Origin of the sequence: Aliidongia dinghuensis, assembly GCF_014643535.1 — a bacterium.
Taxonomy (GTDB): Bacteria; Pseudomonadota; Alphaproteobacteria; order ATCC43930; family CGMCC-115725; genus Aliidongia; species Aliidongia dinghuensis.
This window is the reverse complement of sequence record NZ_BMJQ01000014.1, coordinates 17,567-38,711: the sequence shown is the minus strand read 5'-3', so window position 1 is coordinate 38,711 and position 21,145 is coordinate 17,567. Positions and strand designations below refer to the sequence as shown.

At 63.5% G+C, this 21,145-nt stretch carries 23 protein-coding genes; 9 read left to right on the top strand and 14 right to left on the bottom strand.

Annotation, left to right across the window (positions count from 1 at the left end):
* Window positions 1-19: 19 nt before the first annotated feature.
* The 4 genes from IEY58_RS24080 (at window position 20) to IEY58_RS24065 (ending at window position 5,099) form a co-directional block, all read left to right on the top strand.
* Window positions 20-1,426: an RsmB/NOP family class I SAM-dependent RNA methyltransferase gene (locus tag IEY58_RS24080; protein ID WP_189050564.1), complete on the top strand. Its 1,407-nt coding sequence runs from the start codon at window positions 20-22 to the stop codon at window positions 1,424-1,426.
* Window positions 1,423-1,965: a GNAT family N-acetyltransferase gene (locus IEY58_RS24075; protein WP_189050562.1), complete on the top strand. Its 543-nt coding sequence runs from the start codon at window positions 1,423-1,425 to the stop codon at window positions 1,963-1,965. Before IEY58_RS24080 ends, IEY58_RS24075 begins: the two co-directional genes overlap by 4 nt.
* Window positions 1,962-3,548 (top strand): glutamine-hydrolyzing GMP synthase, encoded by a 1,587-nt coding sequence (gene guaA / locus IEY58_RS24070; RefSeq protein WP_189050560.1) that lies wholly within the window; start codon window positions 1,962-1,964, stop codon window positions 3,546-3,548. The genes IEY58_RS24075 and guaA overlap by 4 nt, the downstream gene beginning before the upstream one ends.
* Window positions 3,549-3,842: 294 nt before the next feature.
* Window positions 3,843-5,099 carry a tyrosine-type recombinase/integrase gene (locus tag IEY58_RS24065; protein ID WP_189050558.1) on the top strand — a complete coding sequence of 419 codons (1,257 nt, stop codon included), beginning with the start codon at window positions 3,843-3,845 and terminating at the stop codon, window positions 5,097-5,099.
* Here IEY58_RS24065 and IEY58_RS24060 read toward each other — a convergent pair.
* The 6 genes from IEY58_RS24060 to IEY58_RS24035 all read right to left on the bottom strand — a co-directional run bounded on the left by IEY58_RS24060 (window position 5,065) and on the right by IEY58_RS24035 (window position 8,960).
* A complete protein-coding gene (locus IEY58_RS24060) occupies window positions 5,065-5,349 on the bottom strand; it encodes a helix-turn-helix transcriptional regulator (RefSeq protein ID WP_189050556.1) in 285 nt (94 codons plus the stop codon). The two genes, IEY58_RS24065 and IEY58_RS24060, sit on opposite strands and share 35 nt — an antisense overlap.
* Before the next feature lie 171 nt (window positions 5,350-5,520).
* Window positions 5,521-5,823: a putative quinol monooxygenase gene (locus IEY58_RS24055; protein ID WP_189050555.1), complete on the bottom strand. Its 303-nt coding sequence runs from the start codon at window positions 5,821-5,823 to the stop codon at window positions 5,521-5,523.
* A 50-nt stretch (window positions 5,824-5,873) separates the two neighbouring features.
* The gene (locus IEY58_RS24050; protein ID WP_189050553.1) at window positions 5,874-6,680 is read right to left on the bottom strand and encodes an SDR family NAD(P)-dependent oxidoreductase; all 807 of its coding nucleotides are present in this window, start codon (window positions 6,678-6,680) and stop codon (window positions 5,874-5,876) included.
* Window positions 6,677-7,552 carry a glutathione-dependent disulfide-bond oxidoreductase gene (gene yghU, locus IEY58_RS24045; protein WP_189050551.1) on the bottom strand — a complete coding sequence of 292 codons (876 nt, stop codon included), beginning with the start codon at window positions 7,550-7,552 and terminating at the stop codon, window positions 6,677-6,679. The genes IEY58_RS24050 and yghU overlap by 4 nt, the downstream gene beginning before the upstream one ends.
* A 23-nt stretch (window positions 7,553-7,575) precedes the next feature.
* Window positions 7,576-8,280 (bottom strand): glutathione S-transferase family protein, encoded by a 705-nt coding sequence (locus tag IEY58_RS24040; protein ID WP_189050550.1) that lies wholly within the window; start codon window positions 8,278-8,280, stop codon window positions 7,576-7,578.
* A 26-nt stretch (window positions 8,281-8,306) separates the two neighbouring features.
* Entirely contained in the window at window positions 8,307-8,960 is a 654-nt protein-coding gene (locus IEY58_RS24035; protein WP_189050549.1) for a peroxiredoxin-like family protein, read from the bottom strand.
* Between the two features lie 122 nt (window positions 8,961-9,082).
* Here IEY58_RS24035 and IEY58_RS24030 point away from each other — a divergent pair, with 122 nt between their 5' ends.
* On the top strand, window positions 9,083-9,682 hold the full coding sequence (locus IEY58_RS24030; protein ID WP_189050548.1) for a TetR/AcrR family transcriptional regulator: 600 nt from the start codon (window positions 9,083-9,085) through the stop codon (window positions 9,680-9,682).
* 318 nt (window positions 9,683-10,000) lie between these two features.
* On the opposite strand, the gene IEY58_RS24025 is transcribed toward IEY58_RS24030, so the two are convergent.
* Window positions 10,001-10,996: an alpha/beta fold hydrolase gene (locus IEY58_RS24025; protein WP_189050547.1), complete on the bottom strand. Its 996-nt coding sequence runs from the start codon at window positions 10,994-10,996 to the stop codon at window positions 10,001-10,003.
* Between the two features lie 17 nt (window positions 10,997-11,013).
* On the bottom strand, window positions 11,014-12,300 hold the full coding sequence (locus tag IEY58_RS24020) for an alkene reductase (protein ID WP_456057529.1): 1,287 nt from the start codon (window positions 12,298-12,300) through the stop codon (window positions 11,014-11,016).
* Between the two features lie 56 nt (window positions 12,301-12,356).
* Between IEY58_RS24020 and IEY58_RS24015 the strand changes: the two genes are divergently transcribed.
* The 3 genes from IEY58_RS24015 (at window position 12,357) to IEY58_RS24005 (ending at window position 14,939) form a co-directional block, all read left to right on the top strand.
* Window positions 12,357-12,920 (top strand): TetR/AcrR family transcriptional regulator, encoded by a 564-nt coding sequence (locus IEY58_RS24015; protein ID WP_189050546.1) that lies wholly within the window; start codon window positions 12,357-12,359, stop codon window positions 12,918-12,920.
* 248 nt (window positions 12,921-13,168) lie between these two features.
* Window positions 13,169-14,041, top strand: coding sequence for an NmrA family NAD(P)-binding protein (locus IEY58_RS24010; RefSeq protein ID WP_189050545.1), 873 nt, complete (start codon window positions 13,169-13,171; stop codon window positions 14,039-14,041).
* Window positions 14,042-14,156: 115 nt separating this feature from the next.
* Entirely contained in the window at window positions 14,157-14,939 is a 783-nt protein-coding gene (locus tag IEY58_RS24005) for an enoyl-CoA hydratase-related protein (protein ID WP_189050544.1), read from the top strand.
* A gap of 69 nt (window positions 14,940-15,008) precedes the next feature.
* Here IEY58_RS24005 and IEY58_RS24000 read toward each other — a convergent pair whose 3' ends face one another.
* The 4 genes from IEY58_RS24000 to IEY58_RS23985 all read right to left on the bottom strand — a co-directional run bounded on the left by IEY58_RS24000 (window position 15,009) and on the right by IEY58_RS23985 (window position 18,532).
* The gene (locus tag IEY58_RS24000; RefSeq protein WP_189050542.1) at window positions 15,009-15,548 is read right to left on the bottom strand and encodes an EF-hand domain-containing protein; all 540 of its coding nucleotides are present in this window, start codon (window positions 15,546-15,548) and stop codon (window positions 15,009-15,011) included.
* Window positions 15,549-15,633: 85 nt separating this feature from the next.
* Window positions 15,634-16,356, bottom strand: coding sequence for a hypothetical protein (locus IEY58_RS23995; RefSeq protein ID WP_189050540.1), 723 nt, complete (start codon window positions 16,354-16,356; stop codon window positions 15,634-15,636).
* Between the two features lie 84 nt (window positions 16,357-16,440).
* Entirely contained in the window at window positions 16,441-17,535 is a 1,095-nt protein-coding gene (locus IEY58_RS23990) for an NmrA family NAD(P)-binding protein (RefSeq protein ID WP_189050538.1), read from the bottom strand.
* Window positions 17,536-17,557: 22 nt separating this feature from the next.
* Complete coding sequence (locus tag IEY58_RS23985; RefSeq protein ID WP_189050536.1) at window positions 17,558-18,532, bottom strand: enoyl-CoA hydratase-related protein; 975 nt, start codon at window positions 18,530-18,532, stop codon at window positions 17,558-17,560.
* 332 nt (window positions 18,533-18,864) lie between these two features.
* On the opposite strand from IEY58_RS23985, the gene IEY58_RS23980 reads away from it, so the two are divergent.
* A complete protein-coding gene (locus IEY58_RS23980) occupies window positions 18,865-19,323 on the top strand; it encodes a winged helix-turn-helix transcriptional regulator (RefSeq protein WP_229743920.1) in 459 nt (152 codons plus the stop codon).
* A gap of 82 nt (window positions 19,324-19,405) precedes the next feature.
* On the opposite strand, the gene IEY58_RS23975 is transcribed toward IEY58_RS23980, so the two are convergent.
* Window positions 19,406-19,951 carry a hypothetical protein gene (locus IEY58_RS23975; protein ID WP_189050533.1) on the bottom strand — a complete coding sequence of 182 codons (546 nt, stop codon included), beginning with the start codon at window positions 19,949-19,951 and terminating at the stop codon, window positions 19,406-19,408.
* 120 nt (window positions 19,952-20,071) lie between these two features.
* Window positions 20,072-20,959 carry an NmrA family NAD(P)-binding protein gene (locus IEY58_RS23970; RefSeq protein ID WP_189050531.1) on the bottom strand — a complete coding sequence of 296 codons (888 nt, stop codon included), beginning with the start codon at window positions 20,957-20,959 and terminating at the stop codon, window positions 20,072-20,074.
* Window positions 20,960-21,145: the final 186 nt, after the last annotated feature.

Below are 21,145 nucleotides of genomic sequence, written 5' to 3'. Positions count from 1 at the left end.
CCCGTCCGGAGCAGACCCGATGACCCCCGGCGCGCGCCTGCAGACCGCCATCGAACTCCTCGGCGAAATCGGCGAGGGGCACGGTGCGGCCGACGACGTGGTCGGCGGCTATTTCCGCCGCCACCGCTTCGTCGGCGCCAAGGATCGTGCGGCGATCTCGGAACATATCTACGCGATCCTGCGCCACCGCGCCGTGATCGACTGGTGGATCCGCCGCCTGAACGGCAACCGCCAGCCGGACGCGCGCCTGCGCCTCTTCGCAACCCTGGTGCTGGTCGAGGGCTGGGAGCCGGAGGCGGTCGCGCGCGCGTGCGATGGCGACCGGTTCCGGCCCAACCCCTTGGGCATCCTGGAACAGCAGGTCGTGCGCGACCTCAAGGGCAAGTCGCTCATGCACCCGGAAATGCCGCGGCCGGTGCGGCTCAACTATCCGGACTGGCTCGACGCCCATTGGCAGGAGCTGTTCGGCGACCAGGTCGACGCCGAACTGGGCGTGATGACCGACACCGCACCGCTCGACCTGCGCGTCAACCGCCTGAAGGCCAATCGGTCGGACGCGCGCACGGCGCTGGCGGACGAGGGTGTGGAGGCGCAGCCGACGCCGCTCGCCCCCACGGGCCTGCGGATCTACAAGCGGATTCCACTCGCGACGCTCGACGTCTTCAAAAGCGGCCGGATCGAGGTGCAGGACGAGGGCTCGCAGCTGGCAGCATTGCTGGCGCTCGCCAAGCCCGGCATGCGCGTCGTCGATTTCTGCGCCGGCGCCGGCGGCAAGACGCTGGCGCTCGCGGCCGGCATGCAGAACAAGGGCCATCTCGTCGCCTGCGACATCTCGGAGAAGCGCCTCGAGCGCGCGGTCGTGCGCCTGCGCCGCGCCGGCATCAGCAATGTCGAGCGCAAGCCGCTCACGAGCGAGCGCGACAAATGGGTGAAGCGCCACGCCGAGAGCTTCGACCGGGTGTTCGTCGACGCCCCCTGCACCGGCACCGGCACCTGGCGGCGCAACCCGGACGCCAAATGGCGCCTGAAGCCGCTCGACCTCGAGGAGCTGACGGCGCTGCAGGCGAGCATCCTCGACAGCACGGCACGCCTGGTGAAGCCCGGCGGCCGGCTCGTCTACGCGACCTGCTCGATGCTGCCGGCGGAGAACGACGGCCAGATCCGGAATTTCCTGACGAGCCACCCGGCGTTCGCGCTCGTGCCGATGTCGGAGGTCTGGAGGGACGCGATCGGCACGGCGTGCCCGGTCGCGACCGACACGCTGCAGCTGACGCCGAAGCGCCACGGCACCGACGGCTTCTTCGTCGCGGTCATGGAGCGCAAGGCCGCGGCCCCGGCGGAGACAATGCCTGAGACCGCACCCGAGGCGGCGTCCGAGGCAGAGGTCGACGCCGCCGCCGACGTCCACAAGGTGGACGCGGCATGATCGCGCTGCGCCGCGCCGCCGCCGGCGACGAGGCACAAGTCGCGCGCGTCAATGTCGAGGCCTGGCAGCAGGCCTATGGCGGCCGCGTGCCCAAACCCATGGCCGAACGGGTGACGATCGAGCGGCGACTGCCGATGTGGCAGGCGCTCATTGGCCAGCACCAGGCGACGCACCCGACCTGGGTCGCGGTCGATGACAAGGCCGGGATCGTGGGCTTCGTGACCGGCAGCCCAACAGGCTCCGAGATCCAGGGCCTCTTGGGTGAGCTGCACATGCTGTACGTGGTGCCCGGCTTCCAGCGCCGCGACATCGGCCGCCGTCTGTTCCACGCCATGGCCGAAGGGCTCGTCGCGATGGGCGGTCATTCGGCAGTCGCGACCGTGCTCGACGCGCCGGCGGCGCTCGCCTTCTGCCGCGCCTTGGGCGGCGTCGCGCTCACCGAGACCAGCATCGACGTCGCCGGCCAGCCGGTGGCTGAAACCCTTTTCGCCTGGCGGGATCTCGCCGCCCTTCCGTCCCAACCCGGATCCGATCCATGACTTCAGACACGCCCGCCTTCGACCCGATCGCCGCCGACCACGACCGGGTGCTGATCCTCGATTTCGGCAGCCAGGTGACGCAGCTGATCGCCCGGCGCCTGCGCGAGAGCGGCGTCTATTGCGAGATCCACCCGTTCTCGACCTCGGCCGACAAGATCAAGGCGTTCGGCGCGAAGGGGATCATCCTGTCCGGCGGCCCGGCGTCGGTGACCGAGGAGGGCAGCCCGCGCGCGGCCGACGTGGTGTTTGAGCTGGGCGTGCCGGTCCTGGGCATCTGCTACGGCGAGCAGACCATGTGCCAGCAGCTGGGCGGCAACGTCACCGGCAACCATAACCGCGAGTTCGGCCGCGCCTTCATCGAGATCGTGAAGCCGTCGGCCCTGTTCGACGGGCTGTTCGAGGTCGGCCACAAGGAACAGGTCTGGATGAGCCACGGCGACTGGATCGACGCGATCCCTGAGGGGTTCGATGTCGTCGCCGTGAGCGAGAGTGCGCCCTATGCCGCGATCGCCAACGAATCGCGCCGCTTCTACGGCGTGCAGTTCCATCCGGAGGTCGTCCATACCCCGCGCGGTGCAGCGATCCTGAAGAACTTCACCCACAAGATCGCCGGCTGCCGCGGCGACTGGACGATGGCGGCGTTCAAGGCCCAGACGATCCAGCGCATCCGCGAGCAGGTGGGGCAGGGGCGGGTGATCTGCGGCCTCTCGGGCGGCGTCGACAGCTCGGTCGCGGCCAAGCTGCTGCATGAGGCGATCGGCGACCAGTTGACCTGCATCTTCGTCGACCACGGCCTGTTGCGCGGTGAGGAGGCCGAGGACGTGGTCTCGATGTTCCGCGACCATTTCAATATCCCCCTCGTCCATGTCGACGCGTCGAAACTGTTCCTCGAGCGCTTGGCCGGCGTCACTGACCCGGAGCAGAAGCGCAAGATCATCGGCTCGAGCTTCATCGACGTGTTCGACGAGGAAGCAAAGAAGCTGGGCGGCGCCGATTTCCTGGCGCAGGGCACGCTCTATCCGGACGTGATCGAGAGCGTCTCCTTCACCGGCGGTCCCAGCGTCACCATCAAGTCGCACCACAACGTGGGCGGCCTGCCGGCGCGCATGAAGCTGAAGCTGGTCGAACCCCTGCGTGAGCTCTTCAAGGACGAGGTGCGGGCGCTCGGCTTCGAGCTGGGCCTGCCCGGCCGCATGGTCGGCCGCCACCCGTTCCCGGGCCCAGGCCTCGCCATCCGCATTCCGGGCGAGATCACGCGCGAGCGCCTGGCCATCCTGCGGAACGCCGACCGGGTCTATCTGGATGAGATCCGCAAGGCCGGTCTCTATGACCAGATCTGGCAGGCCTTCGCCGTGCTGCTGCCGGTCAAGACCGTGGGCGTCATGGGCGACGGCCGCACCTACGACCATGTCTGCGCGCTGAGGGCCGTCACGTCGACCGACGGCATGACCGCCGACTATTACCCGTTCCCCCACGATTTCCTGGGCCGGGTCGCCACCCGCATCATCAACGAGGTGCAGGGGATCAATCGCGTGGTCTACGACATCACCTCGAAGCCGCCGGGCACGATCGAGTGGGAGTAATTTTGACGATACCGAGGGTATCCGTTTCTATCCGGTAACCCTCCATATCGCGTTGTTTTACCTAGAAAAATTAGCTTCCATCGTTCGGCACCTATCGGTGGGCACAAATCCCATCTGACGGTACGGGTGACGGTAGTCATGACTCTTGTCATCCCGGAAAATCGCGACTACCGTCAAGCGCAGATGGGCTTCTGACGGTAGTTTTTTCGGTATTAATAGACTGAAAAAGCGACGATTTTCTGCCATGGAGCCTGCCCAAAAACCGCTGACGGTAGTTTTGGTCGGAGGCACGCCATGCTGACGGACGCAGCGCTCAAGGCGCTGAAACCAAAGGAAAAAGATTACAAGGTCGCTGACCGCGACGGGATGTATGTCCACGTCACGAGCAAGGGGTCGCTGTCGTTTCGATTGGACTACCGTCTGAATGGGCGGCGCGAGACCGTCTATCTCGGCAAGTACGGTCCGGATGGCCTGTCCCTCGCTCGGGCGCGCGAGAAGTGCTTGGACGCCCGGCGTTCGATTGCAGAGGGTGTTTCGCCGGCGATCGAGAAGCAGCGCGAGCGCCGCCGCCTGAAGGAGGCCAAAAGCTTCGGTGAGTTTGGCGAGAAGTGGTTGCAGGGCGCGCCCATGGCCGACAGCACACGGGCCATGCGACGCTCAATCTTCGAGCGCGAATTGCTTCCGACATGGCGTAACCGGCTCCTGCCGGAAATCAGTCCGGACGATCTCCGCGCCCTTTGTGGCGGTGTAGTCGATCGCGGCGCTCCAGCGACCGCCATCCACGTCCGGGACATCGTCAAGCAGATCTTCGGCTTCGCAATTCTGCATGGCGAGAAGGTCGCCAATCCGGCCGACGAAGTCGGGCCGGCCTCGATCGCAACTTTCGTCCCGAAGGATCGGTCGCTGTCCCCGTCGGAAATCCGCGTCCTATTCAAGGTCCTCGACAAAGTGCCGACGCTGCCGACCATCCGCCTCGGTATGCGGCTCTTCCTGCTGTCGATGGTGCGGAAGAGCGAGCTGCAAGATGCCGTATGGGACGAGGTCGATTTCGAGAACGCGGTATGGACGATCCCGAAAGAGAGGATGAAGCGCTCGAAGGCGCACAACGTCTACCTGTCGCAGCAGATGTTGGACATTCTCATCGCCCTTAAGACGTGCGCGGGTAATTCTCGTTATTTGCTTCCTTCGCGCTACGATTCCGACGCGCCGATGTCCCGCGCCACCTTCAATCGCGTGACCTACTCGGTGGTGGATGTCGCGAAGAAGGAGGGGCTTCCGATCGAACCCTTCACCGTCCATGACCTCCGGCGGACGGGCTCGACCCTGCTGAATGAACTGGGGTTCAATAGCGATTGGATCGAAAAGTGCTTGGCGCACGAAGACGGCCGGTCATCGCGCGGCGTCTACAATAAGGCGGAATATGAGGTCCAACGTCGGCACATGATGCAGGAGTGGTCGAACATCGTGGACGCCTGGACGGCCGGCAGGAAGTACGTCCCGGTCCTTATGCCGCCGACTATGCCGTTGCTGGAGGCCGATCCGTCGCTTTGACCGGGTGGGTCTTCCTCTGCCGCACGTCTGGCCCCTTGGCCGCAACGATCGGCTTCGTGCGTCGGCTTTCGAGCCAGGCCTCTACCTCGGCGAGATCCCACACCACGCATCGAGGGGACAGATTGAAACGGCGCGGGAACTCGCCGCGTTGTTCCATCTCATAAATCGTGCTGTCGGCCAGCGGCACCATCTCGCGGAGCTGGTTCCTGCGGATCGACCTCCTCGGCGGGGGTGAGACTTCTATGCGCATTTCGGGACTCCGCTTGTGATCGCCCTCGATAGAAGACGATAGCAAGGGAGCAACGAAAGCCCCTTCGGAGCTGAGTAGGGGGCTGGAAGGCCGTGGGATAGAAATCGGAGCGGCGTAGATTAATGCGTTCATTGCAGTCTAACGGGCCTGCGCAGCAGGGTCGTTGGACGATCAGGCCGGCAGCTTGTCAGCGAGGACGTCCGCCTTACGGATTTGGGGCGCCGCGGCGAGAAGTTCACCGGCATGCGCCATGAGTGCTGCGGCAACCTGGCCGGAGAGATGCGCTCCGCGGCCCGCCTCGTTATCGAAAGCATCGAAGATCGCGAAGGTGTCCTTGTCGTAACGCACGGCAAACCAGGCGATCGTGCCAGGTTCGGCCGCAACCAGGCTCTGGGCGCCCGCGAGAAAGGCGGCGACCTCCTCCTCTTTTCCCGGCTTTGCCTTGAGCTCGACGTAGAGAGAAACAGCGGTCATGGGATTTCCTTGAAGTTCGAGAACGGTTGTATGTCTAGGTCTTAGTTTGCTCAAAGCGCCGAGTGATCTTTGACCGCCTCTTCCAGGGCGGACTTCATGCCGAGAAACCGATCGTCCACCGCAGCCGGATTGTCCCGGTTGAGTGCGATCATCTGAGCGCGCGCCTCGCCGCCGCGAATGACCTCGAAAGCGTCGGTCTCGATACCGTCGAGAATGGCATCGGCGACGGCCGAGGCCGGTTCACGCGCGAAGCCGAGTTCGGGGCCCGCTCGGTTCGATTTCATCATGGGCGTATCCGTGCCACCCGGATAGACGGTAAGGACGTGTATGCCTTCGCCCTTAAGCTCTCGCCTGAGCGCTTCTCCGAAGCGGGCCAAGCCGGCCTTGGTTGCGGCATAGGTCGCGTAGAACGGCGTCCCGATCAGTGCGGCGCCCGAGGTGACATTCACGATCATCGCGTCACCGCTGGCGCGCAGCGCCGGCAGGGCGGCACGCGTCAGCAGGATCGGCGCCAGGAGGTCAACATCGATCATCGCCTGGAGTTCGGCTTCCGGAATGTTCTCCAAGCGTCCGGCCCGGACGCCACCAGCGTTGTTGATGAGAACGTCGAGGCCGCCCGAGGCGTCAATCGCGCCATGGATCGTCGTCGCGCGGCCTTCCGGCGTCGCGACATCTGCGGCCACGCTCCAGATTGAGGGGCTGGCTTGCCGAAGCTCCTGGAGCGCCGCCGAGAGGGCCTCGGGCCGGCGCCCGGTGATGACGACCTTGGCACCCTTAGCCAGGCATGCGCGAGCAAGCGCCAGCCCGATGCCGCTCGAACCGCCGGTGATCAGGACTCGTTTCCCCGCGACGTTCATGGTTGCGCTCCCGCGAGCTTGTCTTGGGTCTTGGTCTCGAAATCGCCGGCGTCATGGCGCTCGCGCAGTTGCTCGGAAGCGTCGCCTCTGATGCGATTGACCATGCGGCCACGCTTCACCGCAGGCCGCGCAAAGACGGCCTCGGCCCAGCGCTGCACGTTCTTGTAATCCTGAACCGATAGGAACTCCGCTGCCTCGTATTGCCAGCCCTTCACCAACCCTCCGTACCACGGGAACACCGCGATATCGGCGATGGTGTATTCGGGGCCGGCGAGGTATTCGCTTTCCGCCAGCCGGCGGTCGAGCACGTCCAACTGGCGCTTCACCTCCATGGCGAAGCGATCGATCGCATACTCGATCTTCGTCGGCGCGTAGGCGTAGAAATGCCCGAAGCCGCCGCCGAGATAGGGCGCACTCCCCATCTGCCAGAACAGCCAGTTCAACGTCTCGGTCCGGCTCGGGACATCCTTGGGCAGGAAGGCGCCGAACTTTTCCGCCAGATAGAGCAGGATCGAGCCGGATTCGAACACCCGGATCGGCTGCGGGCCGCTCTGGTCAAGCAGCGCCGGGATCTTCGAATTGGGATTGACCGCGACGAAGCCGCTGCCGAACTGCTCGCCGTCAATCTTGATCAGCCAGGCATCATACTCGGCGCCAGCATGGCCGAGGGCGAGAAGCTCCTCCAGCATGATCGTGACCTTCACGCCGTTGGGCGTGCCGAGCGAATAGAGTTGCAGCGGGTGCCGCCCGACCGGCAATTCCTTTTCATGCGTCGGTCCCGCGATCGGGCGGTTGGTGCTTGCGAAGGCGCCACCGTTGGGCTGGTTCCAGGTCCAGACCTTTGGGGGCGTGTATTCGGGCGAGTCAGCCATGCTCATCTCCTCGGGTTCTCAGCTCAGGCGGCCGGCGGGTAGTTGGACGGGAAGAGCGCCCGCTTGGTCTCCTCGTCGTTGACCTTCTTGAAGGCGTGGTCCTTGCCGACGGCCCGGGCGCGGGCAACCGCGGGACGGGCATCGACGGTCTGGAACAGCCGCTTCAGGTTCGGGAAGGCCGCGAGAGGATCCTCCTCGCCCTTGCGCACGCGCGCCGCGCGGTCGAGCCAGCCCCAGGCCGAGATGTCGGCGATCGTGTAGGTATCGCCGACGATGTAGATTCGACCTTCCAGATGGTCGTTCAGCACCTGATAGTGGCGCTCGGCCTCCCGGCGATAGCGGTTCACCGCATAGTCGAGCCCTTCAGGCGCGGCATATTGGAAATGCACCGCTTGGCCAGAGAATGGCCCGAGGCCGGAGGCGATGAAGAGCAGCCAAGACAGAAGCTCGGGCCGATCCTCCGGTGCGCCCAGGAACCGGCCGGTCTTCTCGGCGAGGTACATCAGGATGGCGGTGGAATCGAATACCCGCGCTTCCTTGCCGCCCGGCCCGTCGGTATCGACGATCGCCGGCACCTTGCCGTTGGGATTGATCGCCCGGAACGCCGGCAGATGCTGCTCGCCCTTGCTGGTATCGACGGGCACGGTCTCGTAGGGCAGCTCCGTCTCTTCCAGGAGGAGTGCCACCTTGGCGGGGTTGGGCGTCGGATGGAAATAGAACCGGATCATGGCGTTTCCTCTGGCTTATGTGGTTGTTACCCGGCGCGCAGCGCCTTGAGCGCGTCCAGGATGGCGTCCGGCTCAAGGCGTCGGCGATAGTCGACCTCGACGGCGGCAAGGGCCACGCGGCCGTCCTGGGCGATGACGTAGGTCGCGGGCACCGGCAGCTCCCAACTGTCGTCGCCGTTGATGCCGGGGAGCGCCTTGTTGTTCGAGCGGAGAGCGGCGCGCAGTTCTTCGGCCAGCGACCAGACGAGGCCGAAGCGGCGCGCGACATCGTTGCCGATGTCGCTCAGCACGTCGAAGGTCAGGGCATTCGCCTCGGCGGTCGAGAGCGAGCCGTCCGGCAGTTGCGGCGAGATCGCGACCAGCCGGGCGCCCAGTTCGGTGATCTCCGGCAGGATGGCCTCATAGGCCCGAAGCTGGATGTTGCAATACGGGCACCAGCCGCCGCGATAGAAGGTGACGACGGCGGGTCCCGATTGCAGCAGGTCATGCAGCACCACCACCGCGCCCTTTGCATCGGGCAGTCGGAAGTCGGGCGCCACATCGCCGAGCCCGATCGCACGTTCGAGCGCGAAGATGGCGCGCAATTCCTCGATCTTGGTCTCATAGAGAGCGGGCCTGCCGGCAGGGGCTGTGCGCGCGAATTCGGCTTTGAAGGCGTCGAGCTGTTGCTGCAGTCCCATCAGACTGATCCTTTTCGGTCCCGATTTCGCGTCCTGGCGCGGCATCGGGGGGTGGATGACGGCCACGCCTTGCGTTTTAGTATGATCATTCTAAAATGCAACAGCGAACGTGGGATAGCGGAATGGCACGACCAAGAGAGTTCGACGAAGGCGCAGTGCTGGAAGCCGCGGTCTTGTGCTTCTGGGCGCAAGGCTATGACGCGACCTCGGTCAAGGACTTGGTCGCCCGGACAGGCCTCACCGCGGCCAGCCTCTACAACGCCTTCGGTGACAAGCGGGCTCTCTATCAGAAAGCTCTGGATCACTATGTCGAAGCCGGCATTTCGGACCGGATCCGGCGTTGCGAGGCCTTGCCGCCGCTTGCCGCGATCGAGGCCTTCTTCGGCGAGATCCTGACGCGCTCGCTCGAGGATCGGGACCGCAAGGGCTGCATGCTGGTGAATGCGGCGCTCGACGTGGCGCCTCATGATCCCGAGTTTCGATCTGCCGTCGCCGCGGTGCTGCGGCGGATCGAGGCCTTCTTCCTGCGTTGCGTCGAGGCCGGCCAGGCAGACGGTACGATCACCCGGTCACAGGCAGCGGCGACGCTTGCGCAGCATCTCTTGGGCATACTGATGGGCATCCGCGTCCTCGCGCGTGTCCGACCGGAGCGCCCTTTGCTCGAAGGCACGGTGGCCCCGGCGCTGGCCTTGTTGCGCTGGGGCGCCGACGGCAGCTTGTGAGTGGCGAGGATTTGCGAGCCCGCTACGTGGCGGCGGTCTCGGGGTTGCAGGTACGGGTTGTCGCGATGCGTCAGGAGGGCATGCCCGCCGAGGAGATGGCGCACGCGGCTGACGTGGGATCGGCACCGACCAGATCTCGATCCGGCCCAAGCAATTTCGCTCCGGAGAGTTGACCGGTTCGTGCTGGTCCCGGTGATGGCCGAGAAGGTGCCGGCTGAGCCAACTCCGTTGCCCGTCATCACCGACAGCCCGACCATAGCGGCAGGCGTAGTTCGGCTGGCGACTACGATTGACCTGTGAGGGAGCGTCTCCAGCTATTCAATCGTTCCTGATTGTCCGACCAAGGAAATCGAGCGCCAGGGATGCAATTTCGCTCGCATGATCCTCCAGCGCGAAATGGCCCGTATCGAGAAGATGAATCTCTGCATCGGGCAAAAAGTCCCGATACTTTTTCATGTACTCTCCTGAGAAGACCTCGTCATTGGCGCCCGTAACGACCAACGTCGGCGGACGATGCTCACGGAAGTAGTCCTGGGCCTTCAGCAAGACCGGACCGTCGCCTCCTATGTCATGAAGAATATCGAGGTTGATCTCATCGACACCGGGCCTGCTCATCAGGCAATTGTCAATGAGCCAGTTATCGGGATCGATCCTCGCTTCGTCCTTGACCCCAAACACATACAGTCTCTTGATCGCTTCGGGGCTGATATATACTCGGGCCGCCTGGCGACTTTCCGCTGAACCGTCCTTCCAGTACTGAGCCAATGTCTTGAAGTAAGGGTTCGGGCTTCGGTACGCAGGCGAATTTTGAGCGATGAGGGCGGTCATTCGGCCAGGCTTCTTCAACATCAACCGATAGCCAATTGGGCCCCCGATATCCGAAGCATAGAGCGCAAACTTTTCGATCTGCAGTTTTTGTAAAAAGGCATCCAGGATCTGACCTGTGCTATCAAAACTGTAGTCATACGTGCTGCGCGGGGGGACACCGCTTTGCCCGAAACCGGGATAGTCGGGAGCGATGACATGATACTTGTCGGCAAGTAGCGGAATGAGGTCCCGATACATTCGCGAGGATGACGGCCAGCCGTGCAGCAGCATAACGACCGGCGAGCCCGGACGCCCGGCTTCCCGGTAAAAGATGGGAATGCCTTCAACCGTTTCGGTCCGATAGAAGGTGGGCGTAGGGACGTGTCCGGATGCTTCGGCCGGCCCCGGGCGCGCGGCAGCTTTCTTCTCCTCGGCGCGAGCGCCAAAACCGGCAGCCCCTACAAGCCCGAGGAGGGCGCCTCCTCGAATGAAATCCGAGCGTCTCATTGGCTCCTCCTGTCAGGTTAAGCAGCTGCGACGGAAGAGCGCGGATAATCTGCGTAGCCCTCCCGACCGTTTGTATAGAGGGTTGCTTGATCGAACTCGGCGAGCGGTAGCCCGTCACGAATCCGCAGCGGAAGATCCGGATTGGCGATGAAGGGTCGTCCGAAGCTGATGGCGTCGGCCTCCCCCCGAGCGAGCACCTCCGACGCGCGCGCGCCGTCGAAGTCCGAATTCAGGATCAACGGGCCGCGAAACGAAGCGCGTATCTTCGGCGCGACCGGCGGAACATCGGAAGCATCACGAGCGCCGCCACCGGTCGTATCGAGCTTGCCGGTGAACGGAGCTTCCCGAACGTGAAGGTATGCGAGCCCAAAGGAGTCCAGCGTCGCTGCTGCCGCCGGAAAGAGCGAATGAGGATCGCTGTCGTTGACACCCCATGCCGCACCATTCGGCGACAGGCGCACGCCGACGCAGTCAGCGCCGACAGCGGCGACCACGGTAGAGGTCACGTCGCGGAGAAATCTGATCCGGTTCGCGATCGAACCGCCGTACTCGTCTGTCCGGAGATTCGAGTTATCGCGGAGAAACTGATCGATGAGATATCCATTGGCGGCGTGGATCTCGACGCCGTCGAAGCCCGCCGCGATGGCGTTACGCGCGGCCGTTTCATAATCGGCCACCACGCGAGGGATTTCCTCGATGCCGAGTGCTCGGGCGGGTTCGAGTGGTTTCCTTCCCTCATAGGTGTGCGTCTGACCCGAGACCGTTGTCGCGGACGCCGACACGGGTTTCGCCCCTCCATTGAAGGAGGGATGCACCAGGCGGCCCATGTGCCAGAGCTGCGCGACCATTCGCCCACCAGCCGCATGGACACGATCGGTCACATGTTTCCAGCCGGCGACCTGATTTGCGTTCCAAAGACCCGGTGCATGGGGGAAGCCCAATCCCTCGGCGCTGATACCCGTCGCTTCGGAAATGATCAGGCCCGCCGATGCGCGCTGAGCATAGTATTCCGCCATCACCGGCGTCGGAACGTGATTGCGATCGGCGCGGCCACGGGTGAGCGGCGCCATCACGATCCGGTTCGGAGAATTGATGGCGCCAAACCGGATGGGATCGAACAAGCTAGGCATACCTTGCACCTTCAAAATCGGAATTCTCAGTTTTGACGACGGGTGGAGCGCCAGGCTTGACGCCAAAGCCCGGCCCCGAAGCTTCAAAGCGGCCTGAATTCGCGAACCGGCCGCGCGACCGGCGCCCGACAGCTTGACACCAGTCACGAGCCTCACTTTAGTGGCGATAGCCATCTAAAATCTTACAATGGCGATCGCCACGAATATGTCAAGCGTCCGGAGGTCTAGCGATGAGGGTCACGAGGGAGAAAGCAGCCGAGAATCGGGACCGCATCCTGAACGAGGCGGCGCGTCTGTTCCTGGAACGAGGCGTGCGAGGCGTAGGGGTCGAGGCTTTAGGCGAAGCGGCCGGCCTGACCTACGGCAGTCTCTACAGCCAATTTGGCTCGAAGGACCGGCTGCTTGCGGAAGCACTCGACCGAGCACTTTTCAGCTTTGGCAGCCGGTTTGCGGACCTTAAAGACGTCGACGACTACATCGATCAGTATCTTTCGCCCGAGCATCGAGACAATCCCGGCGAAGGATGCGCAGTGGCCGCCGTCGGCTCGGAGATATTCCGACAGGATCGTTCGGTGCGCAGCATCTTCACTGCCGCTTTGGGTCGTCGCATCAGCCGGCTGGCAGAGCTTATGCCGCATCGGAAACGGCGCATGCGGGAAAACAATGCCTTGGGGATGATCGCGACGATCGCAGGCGCGATGATTCTGGCTCGAGCCGTGGACGACCCAAAATGTTCCGAACGGATACTAACCTCCACGCGCGCCTGGCTGAAGGACGCGGTCAGCGGCACCTAAGCTGAGGCCCCTTTCGACGAGCGAAGCCGCAATCGCCTCGAGTAAGCCGAGATCCGTCCAAAGGATCATGACACGTCGGCCAGCGACGCTTGCCCCTTGACCATTCAGACTTCGCCCGGCATCTGTATAATTATAGATGGAGATCGCCACGTATATAGGCCACATCTGAGCACCTCCGAGGCGATCTCGAAGCGCCGCAGACGCGTCCGCCGCTGGCGTAGCCCTCGACAACTGACGGAGCCGTAACGATGAGCGCGAAAATCCTGGTGACCGGACCCACGGGGAAGACCGGCAAGCGAACCGTCGAACATCTGATCCGCAGTGGTCAGGAGGTCCGAGTATTCGCGCACAGCGACAATGAGGGGAGCAAGCACCTGCGAGCGCTCGGCGCGGAAGTCGTGTTCGGGGATCTGCTCGATTATCCGTCGATCCGCACCGCGCTCCAGGGGATCGGCGCCGCCTATTTGTGTTACCCGGTCCGTCCCGGCCTGATCGAGGCCACGGCGATCTTTGCCGAGGCGGCGGTCGACGCGCGGGTCGGAGCGGTCGTCAACATGTCGCAGATCTGCGCCAGGCGCGAGGCCAAGAGCCATGCGGCGTTCAACCATTGGGTCTCAGAACGCGTGCTCGACAGGACGGGGATCGCGATCACGCACCTTCGCCCGACCTTCTTCGCTGAGTGGTTCGCCATGCCAGGCCTGCGCGCGGCGATCAAGGAGGGCCACGTCAAACTTCCGTTCCACGATGGAACCCACGCCCCGATCGCCGCCGAGGACCAGGCCCGCTTCATCGCCGAAATTCTTCAGCGCCCCATGCCGCACGCGGGCAAGACCTACGAACTGTGCGGGCCCCAACAGCGCCCGTATCGTGAGTGGTTTCAGGAGCTGTCAGGCATCCTCGGCCGGGAAATCCGCTACGACGTGACCACGGAGGATGAGACCCGCACGCTCTTCGAAAGTTGGTTCAACGGCTTCCTTGCCCAGCACATCCTTGAGGTCTCGAAGGATTACAATGCCGGAGTGTTCGCGGGCACGGACGAGGTGATCGAGCGCTACACCGGTCAGAAGCCCATGACCTTCGACACATACATCAGGGGAAACCTGGGCCTCTATGAGGCATGAACAGCCCGAGTCGACTGAGCTGCGGCGAGCCTATCGCCCACGCGACGATCGCGCCCTGCCTGGGCGCTCGAAACAGCTTCAGCGCTCCAAGCAGTTTTCGCAAATGGGAGAGAAGATGTCCGACGAGATTCTGATCACGATCGAACACGGCGTGCTCCGCATGGTGTTCAACCGGCCTTCGCGCAAGAACGCCATCACCGACGAAATGTACCGGCGGCTTACGGAGGCGCTGGAGCAGGCGGAGACGAACACCGCCATCCGGTCCGTGCTATTCACCGGTGCCGGCGAGGCCTTCACCGCCGGCAACGACCTGACGGAATTCGCCGCGCGGAGCCAGCGCGGCGGATCCGGCGAGGCGGCCCTGGGGCCTGTCGTCCATTTCATGAAGGCGCTGGCACGCTCGAGTCTGCCGGTAGTGGCCGCGGTGAACGGACTGGCCGTGGGGATCGGCGTGACGATGCTGCTGCACTGTGACTTGGTGTTCGTCGCCTCGGAGGCCCGCCTCAGCACCCCGTTCGTCAATCTGGCGCTGTCGCCGGAGCTCGCCTCTAGCCGCCTCCTCCCGCAACGCATCGGCCATGCGCGCGCCTATGCGATGTTCGCCCTCGGCGAGCCCATCAGCGGAGCGGATGCGGCCGAGTACGGGCTCGCCAATAAGGCCTTGGCCGCCGATCAGGTCCTTGCCGCCGCGGAGGCCGCGGCTCAACGGCTGACACGCCAACCAGCGGCCTCGCTGAGAGCCACGAAGCGGCTGATGCGCAACGCCGATCAACTCGTCGACCTGATCGTGCAGGAGAACAATGTCTTCGTGGATCAGCTCGTCGGGGCCGAGGCCAAGGAGGCTTTCGCCGCCTTCAGCGAGAAGCGGCCGCCGAACTTCGCGCAGCTCTCCTCATAGTGCGTGCCTTGTGCTCGGACCCGGCATGCGCAGCCGCCGGTTCCGAGCACTGGGAGCGCAACCCGAGTCTCAGGCCGTCAGGTTCTTCAGGATCGCCCCCAACTGCTGCGCGGCGGTGCCGGCGTCCCCTGCCGTGCCGTGCTCGGTGCTCGCAGGATCGACCAAAGAGAACAGCGCATCGGCGCCGCCGTCATTGGACTCATGGCTGACGCGGTCGACTTCGTCACGAAATGCCGCCGAGATCGGTCCTTCCTTCACAGTCAGGCCCGCTGCCGCCGCTCCGGGAATCTGGCTCGTAATATCGGTAAGCTGAGGTGGATTCTGCGCCGCCTGCTCCTGCAGCAAGACGGAGGAGATTTCCTTGTCGAGCAGATTGCCGGGCAAGTTCTGCTCGAACTGCTGCTCGCTCACGCTGCCGGCATTCTTCGGGTCGAGCGTCTCATAGAGCTGGTCGGCCGACTGCTTGCTTCCGCCGTTGGCGCTGACGGCGCTTTCCAGCTCCGACTTGGTGATCGAGCCATCGCCGTCGGCGTCGATCTGCTTGAACAGATATTGCTCTAGCGCCTGGATGCCAGACTGCCCATAGGACGCGCTATTGATACTGCTCATTCGATGCTCCCAGATCCTTCAGACTGGCCTCGGCTGAGGCCGCCATGTCCCGCTTCAAGCGGTGCAGTCATCGTACAGTGGCTATTCATGCGGGCTTGGGCGTGAGCCGCGTTGACGACGCCGGCTCGCGCTGCCGCAGCTTCGCGAGAACGACGAGGTGAAGGAAGAAAAAGGCTGGCACCATAAAACCGGGGATCAGGATCCACGGCAGCATCGGCATGATGGCGCTGCCCGGACCGTCCTTGAATACCTGGAAAGGACTCGGCGCCGACAAAACGCCGAGAACCAGCGCATTTATCAAATCCCCCATTCCGAGAGCCGACCACAGGTAGATCGGAAGCCGAGGCGGAGTCTTGCGCGACGCCACGGCCCAAGCCAGCGGGACAGCCAATATGCCCACCGACATGTCGCCATACCCGGCAAGCGGTGCGAAGGGGCCCGGAAGCCGATTTGCGGCAAAGAGCAGGACGAAGATGACGCCTAGGATCCTGAGGGCCTGAACCGAGATCAGCGGCAGGAGTTCGAACTCCTTGACCCGCTTCATCTGCCGTTCCGAAAGGAAGGTAAAGGCGGAGAGAATCAGGATTGGTACGACGACCAAGACGCCCAATCCCGCCGTTCGAATCGGTCCACCGCCCACGATTATTTCGCTGGCTCCGACAGCCGCCACGCCCACAAACCAAATTCCGAGAACGATGCCGATAGTGATGCGTTGCTGCCAGCTGCTGCCAAGAAGCTTGGCCATCGTTGTAATCACGACAAAGGCGCTGACCGATAGAGCCGCCATCGAGAGTAGATCGAGATTCATGAAGAAGATCCTTTGAGATCGGTGTCCGGGTCGCCGTGGTTGGTCTTTGGCGCCCGGATACCCGCCCATGCCCGAAGTCGACCGTCAGAGGCGGCCTCGACGCCTGTCTTCGGTCAGCTTCAGGAGCGGCGGCGCGCTATAGAGGTTTTCCGGCTGAACCCTCTCCCAGAGGTCGCCTTTGCCGAGGTCACGGCCCCGCTGGTCTTCCCGCCGAAGCCATTCCTCGACACTCCTGATCCGATTGGGGTGTATTTCATCGAGCAGTGCGTAGTCGCGCTGGATGATCTCGTGCTTCCAGATATTCCAGAACCCGGTGAAATTATCCCGGAAGCTCATCGTGCTCTTGTCGTCGGGATCGGCGTTGTATCCCGCTGGCAGCGACGCCGCCATTTTGAGCGGGCCGCTCCAGTAGGCGTCCAGGGGCGTGTCGATGTATCTCGCCGGGTGTCCGGTCACCGTCTCGAATGCCGCCGCGAGCTGGTGATAATCGACCTGCTCGATCGCAACCTCGAGATTCATGCCGTTCGCACGCTCCGAATTGTCGAAGAGCCAGCGGGCGTAGTAGCCGCAGTCCTCGAGTGCCACATGAGGCACCGCGCCGGTGCCGAGCGGAACCCGCCAGGTCACGACGCCGTCTTCGACGGAGGGCGTCATGGGCGTCATCGCCGAGATCGCCATCTCCATGTAGGGGCCGGTGGTGAACACGGCAGCACCCATCCGCTCCTCGTTCGCCTGGTTCTGGAACAGGATCCACTCGCCGATGCGGCCCTTGCCGTCGTAATGGCCTGCCCGGAACCTGGAATCGTACCCGGCCTTCTTGAGCGCATAGTCCAGGTTTCCGTAGACGAAGAACCTGACACCTTCTTCGAGGGCGATCTCGTAGCTGCGGATCGCCCAGTACATCTCGGTCTTCTCGCCGGTGTTGAAGCCGTCGATGTTGACGTAGGCGCCGTCGCAGCCGCGGAACCCTGCTCGCAGCGTCGCCTCGTCGGCGAAGGTGCCTTCAACGATCTCGACATTGCCCAGAGCGAGCAGGGCCTTCGCCCGACGCGAGGAGGGATCGCGACTGAGGGCCCGGACGGAATACTTCTTGTCGGCGACTAGGGCGCCAATGACAGGTAGTCCCTGGGCGCCGGTGCCGCCGATGACGAAGATCTTCGAGGTAGCTTGGGAAGTCATGAGGTGTCTCCAATACCCGCAGTCAATCGCCGTGGAAGACGGCCGGGCGGCCTTCCGATTGCGCGGCCACGCCTTCGATGAAATCCTTGGTGCGATAGAGCGCGCCATATTGCGCACCGAGCTTGGCGAAGGCAGGCGCCTCGCCGGCATCGATCGCCAGATGCGCCGACGCCAGCGTGGTCTGCACGCCGAGCGGGGCGCAGGCGGCGACCTTGACGGCGATCTCCATCGCCCGGTCGAGCGCGGCCGCTTGCGTCGGCGCGATCTCCTGCAGGGTGCCCATGCGATAGGCATCCGCCGCGGTCCAATGGTCCCCGGTCAGCATGTATCGCATCGCATTGCCCCAGCCGGCCTCGTGCACGAAGCGGACGGTTGAGCCGCCGCCGGGGAAGCGCCCGTGCGTATTCTCGTCCTGGCCGAAATTCGTATTCGCGGCCGCGATCCGGATATCCGCGGACAGGAAAAACTCGTGCGCCATGTTCCACGTGTCGCCGTGGACGGCCGCGATCAGCGGCTTCGTGCGCTGAGCCTGACCGTAGTTCAGCGGATTGAGGATGCCGGTCAGGCCGGCCAGAGGACTGCCGCTGCTGGCGACCGCCCTGAACGCGTCGACATCGATGCCACGGGAAAAATTGTCGCCGTGACCGAACAGGATTGCGGCCCGCAACGAGGGATCGTGGTCGTAGTCATAGAACGCCCTCGCCAAGGCTCGGAACGTCTCGGGGTCGACGCGGTTCTGCACGGTCGGCCGATTGAGGCCGAACAGCGCCACCTGACCCCGGCGTTCGACGGTCAGTTTCGTATCGGGCCCCGGCCGCACCTCGGCGAGCTTGGTCGGCTGCGCTGCCGGCTCCGTCGACGGCTGTGAGACGGGTCTGGTCTGTTGCGCCTGGTCGGCGGCGAGCGTGGACGTCGCGGTGGCGATCGCGGGCACCATCGCAATCGTCGCGGTCGCCTTGATCAACTGGCGGCGCGCTATGACCGGTTCTGTCGCCATTCTTGCCCTTCCAATCATCGGCGGCGGTGCGTCGCAGCTATCACGCTCGTCCGTTATCGGCGCCGGCCGCGTCGCCGGGATCATGCGGACGACGCCACCCGCCAATGCGTCATGACTCTTATTATAAGAGTGACTATGCTGCAAGGGATTTGTGGGCTGGCGACGGCCAACGTCTCCTGGTCCGCCGGCCCGTGCCGCCGATTCGGGTATGCCGTTGCCGTTGGCGTAAGTGCCTCTTATAATCAGAGTATAGTCGGGAAATTCCAGTCGGTCAGGTCGGCAAAATGCGTTCTAAGAGTTTCGATGGGATGGTGTGCTCAATCGCGGGCGTCATGGCGGCGATCGGGGATCGTTGGGGTCTCCTGATCCTGCGCGACCTCGTTTGCGGCATCAGCCGCTACGAGGACTTCCGCCAATCATCCGGCGTGACGAACGCGACGCTCAGCGACCGACTGAAGCATCTTGAAGCCAATGGCCTGATCGAGCGGCGGCGCTATCAATCCAATCCTGAGCGGTTCGAATACCACCTGACGCCAAAAGGTTGGCAAGTCGCCCCGATGATGCCCGTCCTTGCTCAGATCGGCGATCGCTTGCAACTGTCTGGCGCAGCAGCGCCGCCGTTGAAGTTCGTGAATCGCAAGACCGGCGCCGAGGTCCGATGGAGTTTCATCGACCAGGCATCCGGCGAACTCGTCAGTCCTTCGGATCTCGGCATTGTGGAGGGCCCTGGCGCCGACGAGGCCGTTCGGTGGCGATTGTCACACCGAAAGGCGGCCGCCGGCCGCTCCTGACTGCACGCAATCTGCAGTTCCGTCGGCGCAGAACACAGTCTTGCCGGATCCAGCCTTCGAGAGCGACGAAGGCAAGATCTGGTCAAGCTTCGCGACGATCTCGGCCAGGGTCCGATCGCCCAAGAGACGGAAATTTGAAAGAGAGAAACGGCTTCCATACCGCGATGGAAATATTCAGCAGAAACAGCGCGAAGACGATCGCCCCATAGAGGGAAGCTCGCGCCGCGCTCGGCTCGAACTGCGGCGCCAGTTGGTTATGGTCTGCACTCCAGTGCGCCCATTCCTGTGCGGCTCGCAAGGATGGACCAACAAGGGCGGGAGCCACAAACAGGACCAACACGGTGACACTCGCCTTGATCCAGACCCAAATCGGCGGTCTGCGGCCGTATCGCAAAAAGGCCATCGAGATACCTGTGACGATGATCAGCGCCAAACTGGGGACGGTCAGGCTTTGCCCTATGGCCCCAGCCAGATCTCGCCCGAGAGCAAGCAACTGGAAACCGGCTTGGCTCGTCTGTCGATAGACAACCAGGTCGGCAGCCCGGGATCCAATTACAATTGCGATACCAAGAAGATGCAAGACAAGAAGCGCTCGGAGCGCATTTCGCTTGATAGTGACTGCCTGCATTTGCGTTACTTCCAAATCTCTAATCGTTAGATGATATGGTCGTTCGCAGGTACGATTGGGCCGTCTCCCTGCTGCGTCTAACAACCTCGCCTAGATGCGAAGACGACCCTTGATTGTTGCCTACGCCGCGCGGAAAGCCCCAACGTTCTCAGCCAGCCAATCGGTTAGCTTTCGGGGAGGTTTGCCCGTGAGCTCCTCGAAGGTCGAGGTCGTTTCTGCGAGCGCGGAGTCGCGAAAAAATTGCTCCAACCCTGTCAGCAGGTCGGCGACGAATGGCGGAAGGCCGCGCGCAAGCAGCGCTGCTCGCTGCTCCTCAAGCGTCCGACTGCTGTAGGTTATGGAGCGCTCCAGCACGCGAGAGAGCTCTGCGACCAACTCCTGCATGCTCCAGGCGCGGGGGCCGGTTATATGGTAGATGCGCTGAGACTCGGGTTCGACGTTCTCGAGGAGAGCGATGCGCGCCACCTCGGCGACATCGCGGATATCGATGAAGTTCACCCGCCCATTTTCTCCGGCGCCGTTCCAAGTACCCGTGCTGATCGGGCTGGCGAAGCTGAGAAGCATTTCGGCGAATGCGGAGGGCCGAATCACAGTTGAAGGGATCGATTGCCGAGCCAGGTGCGCCTCGATCTGCATGTGCCAGGCGATCGGGTTCCGTCGTGTTGCAGGCCCCATGGTCGAGAGCTTGACGACGTGATCAATGCCGGCGGCCACCGCGCCGTCGATGAGAGCGATTTCGTCGGCGACCTGCTGCGGCGATGTTCCGTGGGCAATGAAAAGACGGTCGGCCCCCGTTAGAGCATCCACGATTGTCTTCGAATTCGCGAAATCGATCTCAGCCACTTCGATTCCGAGTAGCTCGCGCGCTTCGTTGGGCCTGCGGGTCAACGCAACCAAATCCAAAGAGTCGTCCGCGAGCAGCTTGGTCAACGTGCGGCCGACGCGGCCAGTCGCACCAGCTAAGGCGACCCGAGGCCTCCACGCAGCTGGGGATGAGGTTTGGGACATCGTGCCTCCACGGAGCAATCTTGGAACAATCGGTCCATCTAAATTGGATCGAACAGTCCAAGATGTCAATCGCGACGAGGCGGGCGTGTCGTCTTTCGTGAGGCCGCACCCTCAACGCTGCGCCGTATGAAATTTCAGCTCAGCGACCACACGCCATTCACCGCAAAGTGTGAGCAGCGGCATAGG